Annotated in this window: 19 protein-coding genes; 10 read left to right on the top strand and 9 right to left on the bottom strand. The window is 65.2% G+C overall.

Annotation, left to right across the window (positions count from 1 at the left end):
- Positions 1–102: 102 nt before the first annotated feature.
- Entirely contained in the window at positions 103–1,323 is a 1,221-nt protein-coding gene (locus AKL29_RS06700) for a ubiquinone biosynthesis hydroxylase (RefSeq protein ID WP_050383528.1), read from the bottom strand.
- Between the two features lie 117 nt (positions 1,324–1,440).
- Between AKL29_RS06700 and tesB the strand changes: the two genes are divergently transcribed.
- Entirely contained in the window at positions 1,441–2,304 is an 864-nt protein-coding gene (tesB, locus tag AKL29_RS06695; protein ID WP_016841424.1) for an acyl-CoA thioesterase II, read from the top strand.
- Positions 2,305–2,347: 43 nt separating this feature from the next.
- Here tesB and AKL29_RS06690 read toward each other — a convergent pair whose 3' ends face one another.
- Positions 2,348–3,238 (bottom strand): DUF4339 domain-containing protein, encoded by an 891-nt coding sequence (locus AKL29_RS06690; protein WP_050383527.1) that lies wholly within the window; start codon positions 3,236–3,238, stop codon positions 2,348–2,350.
- Positions 3,239–3,565: 327 nt separating this feature from the next.
- On the opposite strand from AKL29_RS06690, the gene AKL29_RS06685 reads away from it, so the two are divergent.
- From AKL29_RS06685 to AKL29_RS06665, 5 genes are all read left to right on the top strand, one after another.
- Complete coding sequence (locus tag AKL29_RS06685; protein WP_028335836.1) at positions 3,566–3,904, top strand: P-II family nitrogen regulator; 339 nt, start codon at positions 3,566–3,568, stop codon at positions 3,902–3,904.
- A 147-nt stretch (positions 3,905–4,051) separates the two neighbouring features.
- Positions 4,052–5,371, top strand: coding sequence for an ammonium transporter (locus AKL29_RS06680; protein ID WP_050383526.1), 1,320 nt, complete (start codon positions 4,052–4,054; stop codon positions 5,369–5,371).
- 78 nt (positions 5,372–5,449) lie between these two features.
- Positions 5,450–5,764 (top strand): ArsR/SmtB family transcription factor, encoded by a 315-nt coding sequence (locus tag AKL29_RS06675; protein WP_016841428.1) that lies wholly within the window; start codon positions 5,450–5,452, stop codon positions 5,762–5,764.
- Complete coding sequence (locus AKL29_RS06670; RefSeq protein ID WP_028335834.1) at positions 5,761–6,117, top strand: SRPBCC family protein; 357 nt, start codon at positions 5,761–5,763, stop codon at positions 6,115–6,117. Before AKL29_RS06675 ends, AKL29_RS06670 begins: the two co-directional genes overlap by 4 nt.
- 55 nt (positions 6,118–6,172) lie before the next feature.
- The gene (locus tag AKL29_RS06665) at positions 6,173–6,799 is read left to right on the top strand and encodes an ATP-dependent Clp protease proteolytic subunit (RefSeq protein ID WP_050383525.1); all 627 of its coding nucleotides are present in this window, start codon (positions 6,173–6,175) and stop codon (positions 6,797–6,799) included.
- 28 nt (positions 6,800–6,827) lie between these two features.
- On the opposite strand, the gene AKL29_RS06660 is transcribed toward AKL29_RS06665, so the two are convergent.
- The 6 genes from AKL29_RS06660 to AKL29_RS06635 are packed head-to-tail and all read right to left on the bottom strand — an operon-like array spanning position 6,828 to position 14,562.
- Positions 6,828–8,633: an alpha/beta hydrolase gene (locus AKL29_RS06660; protein WP_050383524.1), complete on the bottom strand. Its 1,806-nt coding sequence runs from the start codon at positions 8,631–8,633 to the stop codon at positions 6,828–6,830.
- On the bottom strand, positions 8,630–11,140 hold the full coding sequence (locus AKL29_RS06655) for a glycoside hydrolase family 2 protein (RefSeq protein WP_193395188.1): 2,511 nt from the start codon (positions 11,138–11,140) through the stop codon (positions 8,630–8,632). The genes AKL29_RS06660 and AKL29_RS06655 overlap by 4 nt, the downstream gene beginning before the upstream one ends.
- Positions 11,141–11,184: 44 nt before the next feature.
- On the bottom strand, positions 11,185–12,183 hold the full coding sequence (locus AKL29_RS06650; RefSeq protein WP_050383523.1) for a DUF1839 family protein: 999 nt from the start codon (positions 12,181–12,183) through the stop codon (positions 11,185–11,187).
- Between the two features lies 1 nt (position 12,184).
- Positions 12,185–13,108 carry an amino acid--[acyl-carrier-protein] ligase gene (locus AKL29_RS06645; protein WP_028335830.1) on the bottom strand — a complete coding sequence of 308 codons (924 nt, stop codon included), beginning with the start codon at positions 13,106–13,108 and terminating at the stop codon, positions 12,185–12,187.
- A gap of 1 nt (position 13,109) precedes the next feature.
- Positions 13,110–14,312: an acyl-CoA dehydrogenase family protein gene (locus AKL29_RS06640; protein WP_050383522.1), complete on the bottom strand. Its 1,203-nt coding sequence runs from the start codon at positions 14,310–14,312 to the stop codon at positions 13,110–13,112.
- 4 nt (positions 14,313–14,316) lie between these two features.
- A complete protein-coding gene (locus AKL29_RS06635) occupies positions 14,317–14,562 on the bottom strand; it encodes an acyl carrier protein (RefSeq protein ID WP_050383521.1) in 246 nt (81 codons plus the stop codon).
- 658 nt (positions 14,563–15,220) lie between these two features.
- On the opposite strand from AKL29_RS06635, the gene AKL29_RS06630 reads away from it, so the two are divergent.
- The 3 genes from AKL29_RS06630 (at position 15,221) to AKL29_RS06620 (ending at position 17,682) form a co-directional block, all read left to right on the top strand.
- Positions 15,221–15,559, top strand: a complete 339-nt coding sequence (locus AKL29_RS06630) for a P-II family nitrogen regulator (RefSeq protein ID WP_024583097.1) — start codon at positions 15,221–15,223, stop codon at positions 15,557–15,559.
- A gap of 39 nt (positions 15,560–15,598) precedes the next feature.
- On the top strand, positions 15,599–17,047 hold the full coding sequence (locus AKL29_RS06625; RefSeq protein ID WP_028335827.1) for an ammonium transporter: 1,449 nt from the start codon (positions 15,599–15,601) through the stop codon (positions 17,045–17,047).
- Between the two features lie 230 nt (positions 17,048–17,277).
- Positions 17,278–17,682, top strand: a complete 405-nt coding sequence (locus AKL29_RS06620) for a GFA family protein (RefSeq protein WP_050383520.1) — start codon at positions 17,278–17,280, stop codon at positions 17,680–17,682.
- 185 nt (positions 17,683–17,867) lie between these two features.
- On the opposite strand, the gene AKL29_RS06615 is transcribed toward AKL29_RS06620, so the two are convergent.
- Positions 17,868–18,341 carry an NUDIX domain-containing protein gene (locus tag AKL29_RS06615; RefSeq protein ID WP_050383519.1) on the bottom strand — a complete coding sequence of 158 codons (474 nt, stop codon included), beginning with the start codon at positions 18,339–18,341 and terminating at the stop codon, positions 17,868–17,870.
- A 179-nt stretch (positions 18,342–18,520) separates the two neighbouring features.
- On the opposite strand from AKL29_RS06615, the gene AKL29_RS06610 reads away from it, so the two are divergent.
- Positions 18,521–19,747 carry an aminotransferase class I/II-fold pyridoxal phosphate-dependent enzyme gene (locus AKL29_RS06610; RefSeq protein WP_050383518.1) on the top strand — a complete coding sequence of 409 codons (1,227 nt, stop codon included), beginning with the start codon at positions 18,521–18,523 and terminating at the stop codon, positions 19,745–19,747.
- Positions 19,748–19,761: the final 14 nt, after the last annotated feature.

The following is a 19,761-nucleotide window of genomic DNA, read 5'->3' as shown; positions in this document are numbered from 1 at the left end:
GTAGCCCGGATGAAGCGCAGCGCAATCCGGAAAAGTCTCACCGCCGATAGTCTGCTCCGGATTTCGCTTCGCTTCATCCGGGCTACGGGACCTACGCAAGTCCTAAAGCGCCTCGCCCTTCAGCAGCCGCGGCACCTCGCCTGACAGTCCCGCCGCCTGGCGGATGAACATCTCCTTCAACGGCGGCGCGCGATCGACGAGACCGAGGCCAATGTCGCGCACGGTGCGCAGCAGCGTCGATTCGTTGGAGAACAGGAAGTTCAGCGAGTTGGTGGCGACGCCCATCGCCATCGTGTCGAAGCGCCGCCAGCGCTGGTAGCGCTCGAGCACGTCGGCCTGGCCGAGGTCCATGCCGAGCCGCGCCGCATCGACCACGACCTCGGCGAGCGCAGCGACGTCCTTCAGGCCCATATTGAGCCCCTGCCCCGCGATCGGATGGATCACATGCGCGGCATCGCCGATCAGCGCCAGCCGTTCGGCGATGAACGAGCGCGCGACGAAATAGCCGAGCGGGAAGGCGCGCGGCCTGTCGAGCGGCTTGATCTCGCCGAGATGCAGGCCGAAGCGCTGCTCGAGCTCGGCTTGGAATTGCTCTTCGTTCAAGGCGACGATGCGCGCGGCATCGTTGCGCGTCTCGGTCCACACCAGCGACGAGCGATTGCCGGTCAGCGGCAGGATCGCGAACGGCCCCGCGGGCAGGAAATGCTCCTCGGCGCGGCCCTGATGTTCACGCTCGTGCCCGACCGTGACCACGATGCCGGACTGGTCGTAGTCCCAGCCATGGGTCGCAATCCCGGCGCGCTCGCGCAGCTTCGAGCGGGCGCCGTCGGCGGCAACCAGCAGGCTCGCATCGATCACGGTGCCGCCGGCCAGCGTAACGCTGACGCCGTCGGGCCGCGACGCGAAGCTCGACACCGCGGCGGCGCGCAGTTCGACGCCCTCGGCTTCGGCACGGCTCGCGAGCGCATCGATCAAATAGCGGTTCTCGACCATATGGGCGAACGGCTCGCCGGGCGCGACATTGCCGGCGAAGGTCAGGAACACCGGGCGCGTCGCGTCCTCCAGCTTGGAGTCGGTCACGACCATATCCGTGATCGGCTGCGCCGTCGGCGCCACCTGGCCCCAGACGCCGAGGGTCTCGAACAGCCGCCGGCAGGCCGCCACGATCGCGGTCGCGCGCGGATCGCGGCTCGGGCGCTGGCTCAGCGCCGGATCGGCCACGATGACCGGGATGTCGGGCCCAAGCCCCTGGCGCAGCGCCACGGCCAGCGCCAACCCTGCAAATGCACCCCCGCAGATGACAATACTTCGCTGTGCCGGCATGCGATCCTTACTCGATTACGCCATCAAAGGAGACTTGCTACCTGATATTAGCTGGGCGAAACAGAGTTTAGAAACAAGGGCGGCTAACAGCCCCAATCGTCATTCCGGGGCCTATCCATGTCCAAGAGCCTGATCGACCTGCTGTCCATCCTCGATCTCGAGCAGCTCGAGGTGAATTTGTTCCGCGGCAACAGCCCGAAGACGAGCTGGCAGCGCGTGTTCGGCGGCCAGGTGATCGGCCAAGCGATGGTGGCGGCCTGCCGCACCGTCGAGGGCCGCCTGCCGCATTCGATCCATTGCTACTTCATCCTGCCCGGCGATCCGCAAATCCCGATCATCTACCAGGTCGAGCGGCTGCGCGACGGCAAGAGCTACACCACCCGCCGCGTCACCGCGATCCAGCACGGCAACGCGATCTTCTCCATCATGGTGTCGTTCCATGCCGAGGAGGAGAGCAACTTCAATCATCAGGAGAAGATGCCCGACGTGCCGCCGCCGGAGAAGCTGACCGCGGAGGAAGTGTCGAAGCAGCCGATGTTCAAGGAGATGCCGGAGTTCATCCGCCGCTATTACGAGAGCGACCGGCCGATCGAGCTGCGCCCGGTCGAGCTCGGCCGTTATTTCGGCCAGAAGATCGACGACGGCCGCATTCATGTCTGGATCCGCACCGCAGCCAAGCTGCCCGACGATCCCGCGCTGCATCTGTGCGCGCTCGCCTATGCGTCGGATTTCTCGCTGCTCGATGCCGTGATGGCGCGCTACGGCCGCACGCTGTTCGACAAGCGCATGATGCCGGCGAGCCTCGATCACGCGATGTGGTTTCACCGCCCGTTCCGCGCCGACGAATGGCTGCTCTACGCCCAGGATTCGCCGAGCGCGCAGTCCGGCCGCGGCCTGACACGCGGCCTGATCTTCAAGCCCGACGGCACGCTGGTAGCATCCGTCGCGCAAGAAGGTTCGGTGCGCGAGCGAAAGGCGTAGAGCTCACGCTCGAACAGAGCCGGTCGGCACGATGCGATCGCGCTTACTGGCCGGCGTAGGCGCCGCGCTCGGTCAGCGCGAATTGCGAGACGAACCAGTTGCCGTACCAGCGCAGCACCCACGGAATCGGGATCAGGAAGCCGCAGGCGATCGTGAACACGATGGTTCGCCACAGCACCTCGATGCCGGACCCATTGAAGCTGACCTCGCGGCGCGTGCCGTCGATGTTGCGGCAGATCCAGCGCATCCAGGCGGTCAGCACCCAGGCCCAGCCGATGATGGTGATGGCCGAGACCACCATCGCCACGTACCAGCCGACATAGGCGACCGGGCTGCCCCTGAACGAGATCGGCAGATCCTGGCCGCTCGAGCTGAGATGGCCGATGATCCAGCGCACGATCATCCAGCTCAGGAAGCCCTGTAACAGCAGCGAGAGCAGCGTCACGATGTTGCTGTTGGCCGCGCCGGCATAGGTCAGAAGGCCGAGCACGATGAAGACCCACCAGATGTCGAGCGGCTGCCCGGTGAAGGCGAAATGCGGGCGGCCCGGCACGCGGATATAGGGGATCGCAAAGCGGTACAGGCCGGTCGCGGTCCACGGCGCCGGGATGACGAGAATCTGGCCGATGAACATCAAGAGGCTGCGGCCGAACAGGCCCCAGATCGGGAAGTCGGCGGACAGCGCGCCGCCGCTATAGCTTCCGGACGCCACCACCGGCGGCGGTCCGCCGGCCTGCGGAAATGCCGGCGGCGCGCCGGCGCTCGGGACGAGGCCCGGAATCTCCCCGGCCTTTTGCCAGCCGGCCATGCCCTCGGTCCACACCAGGGTGTCGGCCCCCACCATGCCCCGGGTGATCAGGTCGCGGAGCTGGGTTTCAGGCAAGGGGCCCTTTTGCTGGCCTTCGGATGCATAAAACCAGTTTCGGTTCGACATTCCTTGTTTCCTCGGGCGCGCGCAGGGACGCGCGATAGGCGAAACGAACCAGCAAGAGCGCTGGCCGGGGCGGGAAAGCCACATTGTGGCCGAGCGTTTCCATTCCGTACAGTGAGGGAGCGCACGCGCTGCGCATGTTTTCCGCTTCAACCTGCAAGTTTTTTATGCCATTTGCCCAGAAAGCTGCCAGATTTGGCGGACGCGAAGTGCCGCTCGGGGATGGCAAATTGCCGCTCCGGGAGGCAGCAGGTGCCGGCTCACGGGACGGCAAGTGCCGCTCCGGGACGGGCGCACACGGAAAACCTCAAGGGAATGAAGGCCTGAACCATGAAACTCGTCGTCGCGATCATCAAACCGTTCAAGCTCGATGAGGTACGCCAGGCGCTGACCGCGATCGGCGTCCACGGCATGACGGTGACCGAGGTGAAGGGCTATGGCCGCCAGAAGGGCCACACCGAGATCTATCGCGGCGCCGAATATGTCGTGAACTTCCTGCCCAAGCTTCGGATCGAGATCGCCGTCGATACCGAGCTCGCCGACAAGGCGGTCAGCGTCATCACCGAGCACGCCCGCACCGGCCAGATCGGCGACGGCAAGATCTTCGTGACGCCGATCGATCATGCGCTGCGCATCCGCACCGGCGAGACCGACAACGACGCGCTCTGAACCCTGGAGCATGATCCCTCGCGACAAACGCGGAAAGCGTTTGCGCGGAGATCATGCCCAAACAAAACGATCGAGATCATCGCCGGCAACGACGCCGGCGCACGCCACAACCGCACACCAAGAAACCACGACCGCCGGGGAATGATGATGGGGGCACGAGCTCTTCGTGCAGCGATATCAGCTGCGCCGATCACTGCTGCAATCCTGTTCGCGCAAGCCACGCCGGCCTTCGCGCAAGACTCGGCATCCAGCGCCGGCGTCAACGCCGCCGACACCGCCTGGATGATCGTCGCCACCGCGCTGGTGCTGATGATGACGATCCCCGGACTGGCGCTGTTCTACTCCGGCATGGTGCGCAAGAAGAACGTGCTGGCGACGATGGCGCAGAGCCTCACCGCCGTTGCGCTCGTCTCGATCCTCTGGGTCACCTTCGGCTATTCGCTGAGCTTCGTCGGCGACGGTCCTTGGCTCGGCTCGCTCGATCGCTGGTTCCTGGCCGGCATCACCATGGACAGCATCAATCCGGCGGCGAAGACCATCCCCGAAGCGCTGTTCATGCTGTACCAGATGACGTTCGCGATCATCACGGTGGCGCTGGTCGCAGGCTCGGTCGCCGACCGCATGCGGTTTTCCGCCTATGTGCTGTTCTCGATCGGCTGGTTCATCTTCGCCTATGTGCCGCTGGCGCATTGGGTGTGGGGCGGCGGCTTCCTCGCTTCAGCGGGCGTGCTGGATTTCGCCGGCGGTCTCGTGGTACATCTCTCCGCCGGCATCAGCGGCCTGGTCGCGGCCAAGGTGATGGGCAACCGGCACGGCTATGGCCATGACAATTTGTCGCCGTTCGACCTGTCGCTCGCGGTGGTCGGCACCGGCCTGCTCTGGGTCGGCTGGTTCGGCTTCAACGGCGGCTCGGCGCTCGCGGCCAATTCGCGCGCGGTGATGGCGATCACCGCCACCCATCTTGCGGCCTGCGCCGGTGCGCTGACCTGGGGCGCGATCGAATGGGCGACGCGCCGCAAGCCGTCGGTGCTCGGCATGATCTCGGGTGCGGTCGCGGGGCTCGGCACCATCACCCCGGCATCCGGCTTCGTCGCGCCGTGGCACGGCGTCGTCATCGGCATCATTGCCGGCCTGGTCTGCTTCTGGGCCTGCACCTGGCTGAAGCATCGCTTCAAGTACGACGACTCGCTCGACGTGTTCGGCGTGCACGGCATCGGCGGCCTGACCGGCACGCTGCTTGCCGGCGTGTTCGCGGCCTCGGCGATCGGCGGCACGTCCGGCCTGCTCGAGGGCAATCCGAGGCAGCTGCTGATCCAGCTCTACGGCGTCGCGGCTACCTTTGTCTGGTGCGGCGGCGTCACCTTCGTGCTGCTCAAGCTGGTCAGCGCCTTCGTCCCGCTGCGCGTTTCGATGCAGCAGGAGCTCGAAGGTCTCGACATCTCCCAGCACGGCGAGGCGCTGCAGTAAGCCGTCCGGCTCGCCCCGTTCCGAACGTCGAGCCAGTTCCGGCTTGCGCGACACATAAGTGTATGCTTATGTGTCGTCATGGTCGACACCGATATCTTCAAGGCTCTGGCCGATCCGACCCGCCGCAAGGTCTTTGAGAAGCTGGCCGGCGGCAGCCTGAACGCCAGCGCCTTGCGCGACGGACTAGAGATCAGCCAGCCGGCGATGTCGCAGCATCTGGCGGTGCTGCGCGCGGCAGGGCTGGTGCGCGAGCAGCGGCAGGGCCGCTTCGTGAATTATGAGGTCGACCCGGACGGCATCGCCAGCATCGGGACCTGGCTCGCCCGCTACCGCGCCTATTGGCCGAAGCGCATCGAAGCGCTCTCCGATCTGCTGAAGGACATGGATCAATGAGCGACGCAGTTGAGCCTGATCATGCCGACGCCGACCTGGTGCTCGAATACGAGCTCGATGCACCGCCTGAAAAAGTGTGGCGCGCGGTGACCATTCCGGCCCTGCGCGAACGCTGGCTCCCGGATTGCGATCTCGCGGACGCTGAACCCCTCTCATCGATCGCTGGCGAAGAGGTGCGCTTCCGGCTGCGCGAGTCCGAGCCGCCGTTTCGCGAAAGCCATGTCACCTTCCGGATCGAGCCGAACGAGGCCGGCGGCACCCGCTTTCGCATCATCCAGCAAGCCTGCGACATCAGGGGAAAGCAGCCGCAACCGGCCAACAGCAACAACCGCTGCCTGATGCGCGCGGCCTGATCACAAACCTCGTCACCCGCTGAAACTTCATCACCTGCAGCAATGGAGGTCGCCGATGCGCGACATGATGCAACTCGTCCCTATGGTCGTCGAACAGTCGAGCCGCGGCGAACGTTCCTTCGACATCTATTCCAGGCTCCTGCGCGAGCGCATCATCTTCCTGAACGGCGAGGTCAATGATGCGATGTCCGGACTGGTCTGCGCCCAGCTGCTGTTCCTCGAGGCGGAGAATCCGCACAAGCCGATCAACCTCTACATCAACTCCTATGGCGGCGTGATCACCAGCGGGCTTGCGATGTACGACACCATGCAGTTCATCAAGGCACCGGTGCACACGCTGTGCATGGGCACGGCGCGCTCGATGGGGTCGTTCCTTTTGATGGCCGGCGAGCCCGGTCACCGCGCCGCGCTGCCGAATGCGAGCCTCCACGTGCATCAGCCGCTCGGCGGCTTCCAGGGTCAGGCGTCGGACATCCTGATCCATGCCACCGAGATGCAGGAGACCAAGCGGCGCATCATCCGGCTCTATGCGCAGCACTGCGGGCGCACCGAAGCCGACGTGGAACGGACCCTGGATCGCGATCACTTCATGTCCGCGCAGCAGGCGCTCGAATGGGGATTGATCGACAAGGTCTTCGCCGAACGCGACGCCGCCGAAAAGCATGATCCGGCGCCGCGCTGATCTTCGTCGCTGGAGCGGCCAAACCGTTTCATGACAGCGCCATCGATTTAGGCTTCACCTCGGCATGCTGCGCCGTGACCCGCACAGCATCGGGACGGCTCGATCCTCCGCGCCTGCCGCCGCCGCGGTGGTCGATCAGGCGCGCGACGACAGCGCGCCGCGCATGACGAGGCGTCAGCGAATGGTCGGCGTTCGGCAGCGTCAACCGCGTCACTCCAGGGATGCTTGTGAGCCGTTTGCCGTCCTGACCAAAATGCCGTGCGATCTCCTGCAGGCTGAGATCGCCGTCCGAGGTGACCATGAGGACGCGCACGCCGCGGCTGCAAAGCTCGCGCATCCAGCGCTCGACACGGTTACGACCAAGCAATGCGGACGGATGCATCGCCGACAGCGTCGACTTGACGGCTTCCAATCCGCGCCGCACCAGCCGCCTGGCGCTACCTGACACTGGCAGCTTCCAGGCGGACTTGGTCGTCATCGCAGACCCCTCCGCCGCACCGATCTGCTGCTGGCTTCCGCGATTCGCCTTGGAGGCTTCGTATGCTTTCCAGGCCGTAAGCTCCAGCGCGTAGGAACTGTTCCAGGCAAAGCAGAGCGGGTTGATCATGGTCAGGGCGCGGACGCGGCGGTCCGCGCGCGCCGTGTGAAGAGCCTGGAAGGCGCCCGAGCATGTGCCCACAAGCTCGACTTTGGCAAAGCCCGCCCGCTGCATCCAGTCAATCGCCGCGCCGACGTCGAAGCGGGTGCGGGAATCGTAGAGGAACAGACGATTGCTCCCGGGATCGTCGCTCAGGCCGAGGCCCGGCAGGTCAATGCGTAGCGACGCCACGCCGGCGGCGGCAAGCTCGCGCGCCGCCTCGACCGTGCCGCGCGCCCAACCGACATGCGGCACGCCGCCGGAGTTGAGGAAGATGACCGGATCGGCCGCAGCATGGCTGTCACGTGGCCGGGTCAGCACGCCACAGATCAATGGCGCCTGCCTGATCACAACCGGTTCCTCCGTGTAGTGCGATCCCTCCAATAGCTCGCGGCCGGTCAAGGATACGACGCCCTGAGCTACGCCGGCGACGGCCCGGTCGGACAACCAATCCGCCCAGCAATCGACAACGTCGGCCGGGATCCGGTTCGCGGTCGGGTCGCACATGAGCAGGTGATAGTCCTTGAACTCCGCGATTGTCGCGCCTTCGAAAGAAGTTTGACCGTCGCGGATGTCAGAGCCTGCCAACGGCTTTCCGTTCGCGATCAAAAGCATCGGCAGGGGCGGAAGGGCCGCGACGGCCCGCCGCCAATCCAGCCTCGACAGATCGGCGAGCGTCTCATGCGAAAGCCGGAAGCCGACGGCCTCGCGTCCCTCGGCGAACGTCGCGTCGCTTGCGGCGCTCTTCGCGAGCGACCCATCGATCACGCGCGACATCGCGGTGATTTCGCGCACATAGGTCTTGCCGGAACTCGGTGGCGCGAGCAGCGCGAGGCCTGCCACGTCGTCCCGCCCCGCCGCAGCGAGCGGGGCCAGCAGCGCGCCGAGACGGAAGCCGGCGAGGACGACATCCTCCACGCCGCAATCCCGCTTCAACCGGTCGATCGCCGCGCCGATGCTTGCGGTCCAGGCCATCACCCGGCCCGGCGCCGAATGGTCGCCGGCGGCGTTGCCGCAGCCGGGATAGTCAAACAGCAGGACAGGAAGGCCCGCCGCGGCCGCCTTGTCGGACAACAGCTTCAGGAATCGGCGACTGCACAGATCCTCATGACCATGCGCGCCGGCGATGACAACGCCCCGCCGCCCCTTCGCTCCGTTCAGCCAGCCGATGGTATCGGCAAAGACAACTGGTTTCATGTCATGCTCCCGGCGGAATCCTTTGTCCGCACGACTTCCAATTCTTCCGCTCTCGGCACCTCGTAGCTCGCGTCGCGATCGGCATTGAGCGCCGTCACCGCGCCGCCAGGTATGGCCAGGGGCGAACCGTCAAGGCCGACCTCCCGCTCGATGCCCGGCATCAGGTGAAAATTGTTCTCCGTTGGAACGAACCGATCGTCCTGGATGGAGACGTGGTAGGCCGCGCGTTTGCAGGCCAGCCGCAGTCGCCACGCGTCCTTCCGACGCACCAAACTCACAGTCAGGCCCACGTCGCGCCGCGCGGTCATGACATCCGGCAGCACATGGAAGGCCTCAGCAAAGACCTTCCCGTCGTCGCCTTCCAGCCTTGCAACGGTGACTTCATGTCCGGGCGGCCCGAAGCGATAGGCGTAGGAAATATCGAAAAAGGCGCCGAGCACCGAGAAGGCCGAAAGCGACAGGCCGCCGTGCGCCGGCACGCTGATCGGTTGGCGCGCTGACACCACCGGCGTGACGCCGTCCCGCAGACAGGTCAGCGATAATGTCGCTTGAACGATCTTCGCCGTATCGTTGACGGCATGGACGGTCAGCCCGTTGACGCCCTCGTCGCTCAGGATCAGCCGTAGCGGGGCAAATGCGCGCCTGAGCCCGTGCCAGACGGGCTTCGGCCGGCCGGTCGAATCGACCACGCCCCAACCCGCGCCCGGCCGCAAGTCCTTCCAGAAGAACAGCAGCGCTCCTGCCGTCGGCGAACAGGGCCTGCGCCATTCGTCGATGGTGCGCTCCACCACCTCGGTCGTCACCGCACGGGAGAGCTCGAGATAGCGTCTGGTATCTTCGATGCGCAGCCGGCGCGCGTCGACGGAAAAAAGCGTTTCCAGATAATGCTCGCGCACATCCTCGAAGTCCCACGACGCGCCGACGTCGCGCGGCACGCCCGCCTTCCAGCGCGGATCGTGCACCGGCGGCACCGGCAGATGCGCATCCAGCGTTGCCTGGTCAGGCACATTGGCAAAGGCAAGGCATTCGCTCGCGAAGCGCACTTCGGCCCGGCGCGCGTCATCCAGCGGGCGGCAATAGGCGCCGACCCCGTAATAATGCATCGGCCCGCCATCAGCCGTGAAAGGCAGGTTGCCGCCGGATGGCGATGACGTCACAAGCACCAGGTCGGGACGCTTCGCTTCGGCGATGGGGCGCACCACCTTGTCGAACCAGGGCGTCGGGTCCATCGACATCGGCAAGCCCATCATCGCCGCCTGCTGCGCCACCTCGCTGCCGCCGCACAGGACGGCGAGTGACGGCGAATGCCTGAGCCGCCCGAGCAAATTCCCGACCTCGCGCGAGAGCGACGCCTGCCAGGCTTCGTCCTTCGCCGGATAGTCGAAATTGGCGAGCATCAGGTCCTGCCAGACCAGGATGCCCATCTCGTCGCAAAGCTCGTGAAATGCGTCGCCCTCGTAGACGAACGTGCCGCCGACCCTGAGCATGTTGACGCCCGCCCGTCGTGCAAGATCGAGGTCGCGCGCGATCTCTTCGCGTGAGGACGGCAGCCGCACCAGGTCGGACGGCGTCCACACCGAGCCGCGACAAAAGACGGATACGCCGTTGACGACCAGCCGAAAGCCGCGTCCGTCGGTGCCGCGATCGATCTCGATATGCCGGAAGCCGACGCGGCCGAGCGCTACTCGCATCGAGCCGAGCGTGACGACAACCTCGTGCAACGCCGGATCGCCATGGCTGCTCGGCCACCATGGCGCAACGTTCGCAATATCCAGTTTCGCCGTCAGCCGCGTCGCTGTCTCTGAGATCAGTGCGGCGACAGCGCCCGCACAGGCGACCGTGGCCGGCGCGTCATCAAACGGCTCGACCAGCGTGATCGCGATGGAAAGATGCCCTGTTGTGCCGGCGAGGTCGGCCTGCATTTGCACATCGCGCACGCCTTGCCGGTTGGTATCGCGGATCAGCTTGATCGGTCGCCATGGTCCGACGATGTCGAAGCCAGGGGACCAACCCGGCATATGGCCGATCAGCGTGGTCCGTACGAGCCTCAACCGCTGATCGTCGATCATGCGCGGCCGCCAGCGCGCACGCGGACCAGTCAGGGTTTCCAGATGGCGGTCGAGGCTGCGGAATGCGATGGCCAGTTGCTCGCCGCCGGCAAGCGTCAGGGCGACATCATGGCGCTCGAACATCGAGGTCGAGGACAGCACGAGGCGATCGTCGAGCCAGACCTCTGCAACCGTCGCCAAGCCGTCAAATACGAGACGGGCCGGGCCGGTGACATCGAGCCGGCGACGATACCAGACGTCCTGGTCGTGCAGCGGAGTGGGATGGTTGCGGTCCCAGCGGCCAAGCCGTTCCAGCGCTGCAGCGGCCGTGCCGGGGCACGCCGCCTCCAGCCATTCGGCGCTGCCGTCGATCGCCGCCGGAGACGCCCACGCGCCGGCCGGCGAGACGACCATGCACCAGCCGCTGTCCAGAGGCTCGGCCGTGTCGGTCGTCGACACCAAAGCGTCCATACACATGCATTCCCATGACCGGCAGGCCGGTCCTACGCTGCCTTGCTGGCGAGATCCGCCATGCGACCGTCCAGAGCGTTCATCACCGTTTGCCAGGCCTTGGCCATCGGCCCGATGGCGTCCGCGAGGCCATCGAACCGATGCCGGGCCATGGCGCGGGCGAGCTTGAATTGCATGACCTTGGCGCCCTCGGCGATTGCCGCGGCGGCTTCGATCGCCTCGGCCAGACCGGTCTCGCCGTGCCGTCCCAGCCATTCCAGATGACTGGAGAGGAGTTCGAAATTGGCGCCCACCTGCCGCAACGTGTTGAAGGCGTAGACGTGAAAATACTCCGGTGATCGGGCGGCCAGTGCCTCGGCATGGCCGCCGAACACGGCCGCATAGGCATCGAGCGGATTGCGCTTCGGCCTCCGCCGCAGATGCTGCGCGAGGATTTCCGTGGCCGCACTGACCGGCTCGCGCGAGGGGCGCGTGGCGTTGAACTTGACGAACTCGGCATAGGGAAACAGCGGCAGGCCGCCGGCCGGCGCGCCGTTGCGCTGCTCGAAAATGCCGTCATAGTCCTCGCCGTCCAGGGCGAAGTAGCCGTCGTTGTGGAAGTAGGCCATGTGGCGGCGCCCGGGAACGAGCACGTTGACGCCGATCGTCGTCTTGGAATGGCCACTGCGATAGGTGATGCCCTTCGTGTCGGGCAGGTAGAAAGCATCGACCTCGACCAGCGGCAGCCGCCCGCGCTCGATCTGATTGAGAACGTGCGCCTCCAGACGATCGAACACGGACAGTTCCTGGATATCCAGGCCGGCCAATCGCTGCAGGTCGGCCGTCGGGAACTTGAAGAACGTGAACTGGTCGCCTTCGAAATCCTGCGCCACGGTGAAGCCGAGCGCAGCGACCGGGTCATTCCCGTTCGCATGCATGACCTCGATCAGAAGATCGACATAGCAGTTGGTTTGCGGCCATCGCCGCTCCGCGTCGTGGAGCAGGTGCGGTTTGTAGTCGGCCGGATCGAGCCCGGCGATGGCACTCTGCATTTCAGTTGCCCCAAAGCGTGTCGCGCACGGAAGCCGGCCATGCCTCGACCTCAGGCCCGTGGTGGCGGAACAGCGCGAGCGCCACGCGCTCCAGCCCGAAGCCGACGCAGGCCGAGTGGCACAGGCTGCCATCCGCGAATTTGAGGCCCCAGGTCTGGCCAAAATGGTCGCGATGATAATTGAAGGACAAGCAGGCCGTCGGTTTCTCGATACTGGTTACCGGGATCAGCAGCTCGAACTTGAGTCCCTCGTCGCGCTGATTGTTGGCCATCATCTTGCCGCCCCGACCGAAGAACGGATCGTTGGCGAGATCAACCTCGCAGGGCAGGTCGAGGGATTCGATCATCGCCTTGCCGCGCTCCAGCCAGCTTTCGCGGAAGGCGCACACCTGCTCGGCCGTCCCGATGCGGACGAATTCGCGCATGCGGAACAGCTGCATGCGCGCGGGATCCTTGGAAGGCTCATGACGGAAGCAATAAGAGGAAAGCTCGAACAGCACACCGTCATCGGGCACCGGACCGCGCGCGGCAACGGTCGGATAGAGCGGATAGCAGGCGGCTGGCGTCAGCACGACGTTCGTCGCCTGCTGCAGTTCGGTCCAGTCCTCCCCCGCAGCCATCATGCCGAGAAGCTGCGCGTGCTCGCGCTCGCCGCCCATGAAGGAATGCACGCAGCCTGCAAGCTGCGGGAAGCTTTTCATATAGCCACTGCCTTCAAGCGTGGCGCGACTCATGCCCGGCGGGAAGTGGATGCGGGTTGCCTTGTCTGGCGCTCCGATGCTGGTCACGAGCCGCTCAAAGCGCTCGATCACGTCTTCGAAAACGCCGGAGCGGCCATAAAGCCCGTCTACTCCGGTCTTGAACAGGATGCTCTTGTCGAACAGTGTGTCGAGCAGGCTCTTGGCATCGAACGTCTTGGCGTCCATCTCAACCTCTCAGGCTGGTGTCAAAGCGGCTCATCAGCAGGAGCGTCGCGGTGTTGGAAAGAATACGGTCGTTCGAAATCATCAGCGGCGCTGAGCTCACATCGCGCAGGTGTCTGCCGACGCTGAACGGCGTGCCGTTCTTGTAGCCGACGATGCCGTTGACCAGCATGGCGAGCCGCACGATCGCCCCGGCCTTCTCGCTCGCAGCAACCTTCAACGCGTTGATCTCGGCGGTAAAGCCAATCGAGGAGAGCGCGTCGTCATTGCCCTTGGCCGCATCGAAGCGGTCAATCGCGGCCGTGAGATGACCCTTCATCTCCTGAAGCAGGGCGGCCGCCTCGGCGAGCCGAAGCGCGCCCGGCGGCAGATTTCCGTCCGCCTGCTTGCGCGCCGCTGCCTTGACGAATGCTTGCGCGCGATTGAAGGCGTCGGTGGCGATACCGAACCAGGTCGCCGCCCAGAAGATATGCGAGCTCGCCAGCATCGACTGTGCCGCGATCTCCGAGAACGGCTTGGGGAAGATCTGCGCCGCGTCGCCATGCGCGACGAGATGGAAACCGTCCGAACAGGTGCCGCGCATTCCGAGCGTATCCCATACGGAGGTGCGCTCCAGCGTGCGGTTCAGGTCCGCGGGAATGACAACCATCACCTGATCGGAGCTTGCCGCGTCGGGAGCGCGCCGCGCCGTGGCAAGAATCGCGTCGGCGTGGCGGCCGTAGGAAATAACGGTTGCTTCCTTTGTCAGCGAGAAGCGGCCGTCTGCCACTTCGACCGCACAGATCGAATTGCGCAAATTGCCGCCGATGCCGGCTTCCGTGGTCGCCGAGGCCATCAGCAACTGCTCCGCCGCAATGCGGCGCATATAGGCCAGATGCCAGTCGCTGGCGCCGCCATGGCTGACGAAGCTCGACGTCTTGATCTGGTGCATGGCGTAGATCATGGCGCTCGAGCCGCACGCCTGGGCGAGCTGAACGATCAGCTCCGCGATCTCCATCGTGCCCAATTCCTCCCCGCCATGCTCGACGGGAATCGCGACGCCGAGCAGGCGCTCGCGCTTCAATGCTTCGATGGTATCGGCCGGGAAGCGGCCCTCGCGGTCTACCGCATCGACCTGCTGCGCCGCGACCTTGGCGACCCGACGCATGCGCTCGGCCGGCGTGGCGGCAGAGGCCGGCACGGGCTCTATCTTTCTCACCACGCTCATGGTTTTACGCCGCCCGCTGTGTCAGCCGTGAAACGGCGTCCGCGACGTTGGCGAGCGACGAGAAGGTCCGTCGCGTGAGCATCGCTTCGGGAAATTCGATGTTGAACTCTTCCTCAAGCGCCAGCATTACCTGCACCGTGGCGAACGATGTCAGCCCTGCGTCATAGAGATTCGTGTCGTCGGTGATTGTGTTGAAATCCACCGAAATCATCGGCTGCTGCTCGAGCAGCGCGCGGATACGATCAATCATTGGTTGCCCCACCTGTCATTGAAGTTCTTATGCGGCGGCAATAGCGCAACGACGGCAACGGCGGCGTTAACGCCGGAACGACAATGCTACAGACAGCTAACGATCCGTAACGAGCGTCCGCAAAAGTCCGGCATTTGCCATCCTGGCGGGCGTACCTGATGCGAGCCCTTGTCCGCTTCGCGCAGAACGACGCGGCGAGGTGCCCGCAAATGTCTTCGCGCCGGTCCTGTTTCGGGTGGGAACCCAAACAAGCCGATGAAACCCAACATCAAATTCCCATCGCGCAACCGTCCGGCAGACGCGAATGGCGACATGATCGAGAGAGTGGTCGCGGACCGCGGGGCGGGCCCGGAAGCCCTCGCCGGATACCGCGTACTGCACCGCGGCTGAGCAGAATTGTGTCCGGAGTTAGCCCTGCCTGCGTTCTAGACAGGCCTGACCATATTTTAGGCGCGGCGGAATAGCGCAGGGGCAACCCCCTCCCGCAAAGCGGGAAAAGGTCCGGATTCATAATCCATTAGCGAACTCCGGCCGTTTGGCACGGCATTTGATTCTAAGGGTCCAGGCTGTGCCCGCGTAGTGGATGTCCTCCGCGTGGTGAACCTCAGTCGAAACTCCCGGTGTTGATTCGCACCGGGCCCAAGCGGGGATAGGACTCATGAAAATTGTTATGGCGATCATTAAGCCATTCAAGCTCGAAGAGGTCCGTGACGCCCTGACCGCCATTGGCGTTCACGGTCTCACGGTGACGGAAGTCAAGGGCTACGGCCGTCAGAAAGGCCACACGGAAATCTATCGCGGCGCCGAATATGCCGTGAGCTTCCTGCCGAAGATCAAGATCGAGGTCGCGGTCAATTCCGATCAGGTCGACAAGACCATCGACGCCATCACCTCCGCCGCCAAGACCGGCCAGATCGGCGACGGCAAGATCTTCGTCATCAGCCTCGAACACGCCGTGCGCATCCGCACCGGCGAGGCCGATGCCGCGGCCCTCTGATTTCGCGCTCAAACCTTAAGACCTCAGGAGTGAAATAACATGACGTTCAAGCGTCCCTATGGCGCGGGACTGGCGGCCCTTGCAGTCGGCCTGTTCGCCGCGACCGCCGCCTACGCCGAGCCGACCGTCAACAAGGGCGACAACGCCTGGATGCTGACCTCGACGGTGCTGGTGCTGCTGATGACCATCCCGGGCCTCGCGCTGTTCTATGGCGGCCTGGTCCGCTCCAAGAACATGCTCTCGGTGCTGGCGCAGGTGTTCTACACGGTCTGCCTCGTCACCGTGCTCTGGGCCCTCTACGGCTACAGCCTCGCTTTCACCGGCGGCTCCGACTTCATCGGCGGCTTCTCCAAGGCGTTCCTGATGGGCGTCACGCCGGACTCGAAGGCGGCGACCTTCTCGGTCGACGCCAACATCTCGGAGCTCATCTATATGTGCTTCCAGATGACGTTCGCGGCGATCACGCCGGCCCTCATCGTCGGCGCCTTCGCCGAACGCATGAAGTTCGCGGCGATCGCGCTGTTCATCCCGCTCTGGGTCACCCTGATCTACTTCCCGATCGCGCACATGGTCTGGTACTGGCCGGGCCCGGACGCGATCCAGGATGCCGCCAAGGCGCTCGCCGCTGCGGCTGACGGCGCGGCCAAGACCGCGGCGCAGGCCAAGCTCGACGAGATCAACGCCGATGCCGGCTGGATCTTCAAGAAGGGCGCGATCGACTTCGCGGGCGGCACCGTCGTGCACATCAACGCGGGTATCGCCGGCCTGGTCGGCGCGCTGCTGATCGGCAAGCGGACCGGCTACGGCAAGGAGCTGATGGCTCCGCACTCGCTGACCATGACCATGATCGGCGCCTCGCTGCTCTGGGTCGGCTGGTTCGGTTTCAACGCCGGCTCCAACCTCGAAGCCAATGGCGGCGCGGCGCTTGCCATGACCAACTCCTTCGTGGCGACCGCCGCGGCGGCGCTGTCCTGGATGTTCGCGGAATGGATCATCAAGGGCCATCCCTCGCTGCTCGGTGCGCTCTCGGGCGCGGTCGCGGGCCTCGTCGCGGTCACCCCGGCGGCCGGCTATGCCGGTCCGATGGGCGCCATCGTGCTCGGCCTCGTGGTCGGCGTGGTCTGCCTGTTCTTCTGCACCGTCGTGAAGAACGCGCTCGGCTATGACGACTCGCTCGACGTGTTCGGTGTCCACTGCGTCGGCGGCATCGTCGGCGCGCTCGGCACCGGCATCCTGGTCAACCCGGCGCTCGGCGGGGCAGGCATCATCGACTACACCGCGATCCCGCCGAAGGTCGCCGATTACGACTTCGCGGCGCAGATGATCTCGCAGGTTTGGGGCGTCTCCACCACGCTGGTGTGGTCGGGCATCGGTTCGGCGATCCTCTACAAGATCGTCGACGTGATCGTCGGCCTGCGCGCCAACGTCGAGACCGAGCGTGAAGGCCTCGACATCACCGAGCACACGGAGCGCGCCTACAATATGTAAAGTTAACGGCCCTTGAAGGCCGTTAATTTGGGTTCTCCCGGGGCGCGACCTCCCCAAGCGGTCGTTCCCAGAACTACGGTCCGGACACATACCCGGCAATGTCCGGGCCGTTGAGGGGCTCCAGCGCAAGCTGGGGCCCCTTTCTTTTTTCCGCGGCTTGAGAAAATATTGTCGGAATTGCCTGCCATTGTGGAATGACAGGCTACAAACAACGAAAACGGGAGGACGTCATGAAGGTGCAAGGCAGGTGCTATTGCGGCAACGTGCGCTATGAGGCCGAGGGCGAGCCGATGATGGCGGCGCAGTGCCTGTGCCGGGAATGCCAGTACATCACGGGCGGCGGACCGAACATGTTCATGGCGATGCCCGCCACCGGCTTCAAATACACCGCCAGCGAGCCCAAGCAGTTCACCCGCAAGGATCTCGACCGCGCCGTGACGCGCGAGTTCTGCCCGGAATGCGGCACGCATCTCGTGACCAAGGTGCCGGGCCTGCCCGCCACGATCCTGAAGGTCGGCACCTTCGACGACCCCTCGGTGTTCACCCCGCAGATGACGATCTACACCTGCGACAAGCAGACCTTCCACCACCTGCCCGAGGGCAAGCCGTCGTTCGAGAAGCTGCCGGCGCGGTAGACATCGAGGCCGAAGCACAGATCGAGCTGACGGATACCGCTTCTCCTTCCCCCTGAAACGGGGAAGGTCGGGATGGGGGTCAGCCGCAGGCGACGCTGCAAGCGGAGAGAGCAGATCCCCACCCGCTTTGCTTGAGCGAGCAAAGCGACCTCCCCTTTTCAAGGGGAGGTTAAGATAGTCGAGCGTCAGTCGATCAGGACCTCCTCATCCGGCAGCTCGCTCGGTACGCCGTCGCGCAAATAGCGCTCGAGGATGTCGGCAAGCGACAGCGGCGTCAGGCGCTCCCGCGCGCTGGATAGATCGGCGATCGGCCACCAGCGGAAGCAATCGAGCACGCGCGCCTCGGCCTCGTCGGCCATCACGGGCGCGAAGCGATCGGCGTGCACGATCCGGTATTCCTCTTTCTGGGAAATCCGCCGGCCGCCCCAGTTGAAGGTGTGGTGACGCCGCCAGATTGCGGGCCCGGGCTCGAAATCGATCAGCCCCAATTCCTCGGCCAGTTCCCGCTGCAGCGTCGCTTCCGCCGTCTCGTCACACTCGACGCCGCCGCCCGGCGCGATCCAGAAGCGGTCGCCGCCGTGCGGCGGGCGAATCCGCATCAGCAGGACTTCGCGCTCGCCGGTGATGATGAGCGCCCGGACGGCGCGGCGGTGGATCATGTCTCGAAGCAAGTTCGATGCGGTTTTCTGGCGTCAGCGCTGATATCACGCGACGGCCGATCGTGCCGCACCGCCGATGGTTAATCGCGTCTTAACCTCGCCCTATCTATGGTGACTTGATCGGTTTACGGTCGGCGCCCTTACCCTCCGACCGCAGTGAAAGTGCTGGCATTTCAATCATGGCAATGACCGCCTCATCCGGCTTGGCGCAGGGCGCCGGCGATGTCGCATCCGCCGGCCAGGCCGAGCGTTCCCCGTTCCTGCGTACCACCGAGCTGCTGGCGCCCTATCAGCCTGCCAAACCCTTGATTACGCTGTCATTAGGCGAGCCGCAGCACCCGGTGCCCGATTTCGTAGGCCCGGTGCTGGCAAGGCATACCGCCGAATTCGGCCGCTACCCGATCGCCAAGGGCATCGAACCGTTCCGCCGCGCCGTGGCGAGCTGGCTCGGAAGCCGGTTCCAATTGCCGCGGCCGGTCGATCCCGAGAGCGAGGTGATGGTGCTGAACGGCAGCCGCGAGGGGCTGTTCTTTGCCGCGATATCAGCCTCGCGCTACGTCGCGCCGCGCAAGGGCCGGCCGGCGATCCTGATGCCGAACCCGTTCTATCCGGCCTATGGCGCCGGCACCCGCGCGGCCGGCTGCGAGCAGATCTACCTGCCGACGACGCTCGGCAACGGTTTCCTGCCCGACCTTGATTCGATCGACGAAGCGACGCTGGCGCGCACCGTCGCGTTCTTCATCGCCTCGCCCGCCAATCCGCAGGGCTCGGTCGCCTCGCGCGCCTATTTCACGCGGCTGAAGCAGCTCGCCGATCGCTTCGGCTTCATCATCCTGAGCGACGAGTGCTATTCGGAGATCTACACCCGCGAGGCGCCGGGCAGCATTCTCGAATGCGCCGGTCCCGACTTCAGCAATGTCGTGGCGTTCCAGTCACTGTCGAAGCGCTCGAACCTGCCGGGCATGCGCGTCGGCTTCGCCGCGGGCGATAGAAAGTTTCTGGCCGCATTCCACGAACTGCGCAATGTCGCCGCACCGCAGGTGCCGGTGCCGCTGCAGCATGTCGCGGTCGCCGCCTATAGCGACGAGGCGCATGTCGAGGAGAACCGCAGGCTCTATCGCATCAAGTTCGATTTCGCCGACCAGATCCTCGGCAACCGCTACGGCTACAAGCGTCCCGCCGGCGGCTTCTGCGTCTGGCTCGACGTCTCCGAGCGCGGCGGCGACGAGGCCGCGGCGGTCCGGCTCTATCGCGACGCCGGCGTGCGCGTGATTCCCGGCAGCTATCTGGCGCGCCAGCAGAACGACGGTTCCAATCCGGGCGCGGGCTATATCCGCCTTGCGCTCGTCTCCGACAGTGAATCGACGGCCGAGGCGATGCATCGCCTGGTCGAAACCCTGGGTTAATCGCGAAGCGCGAA

Source organism: Bradyrhizobium pachyrhizi (assembly GCF_001189245.1).
GTDB classification, from domain to species: Bacteria; Pseudomonadota; Alphaproteobacteria; order Rhizobiales; family Xanthobacteraceae; genus Bradyrhizobium; species Bradyrhizobium pachyrhizi.
This window is presented reverse-complemented; position numbering and strand designations above follow the sequence as displayed.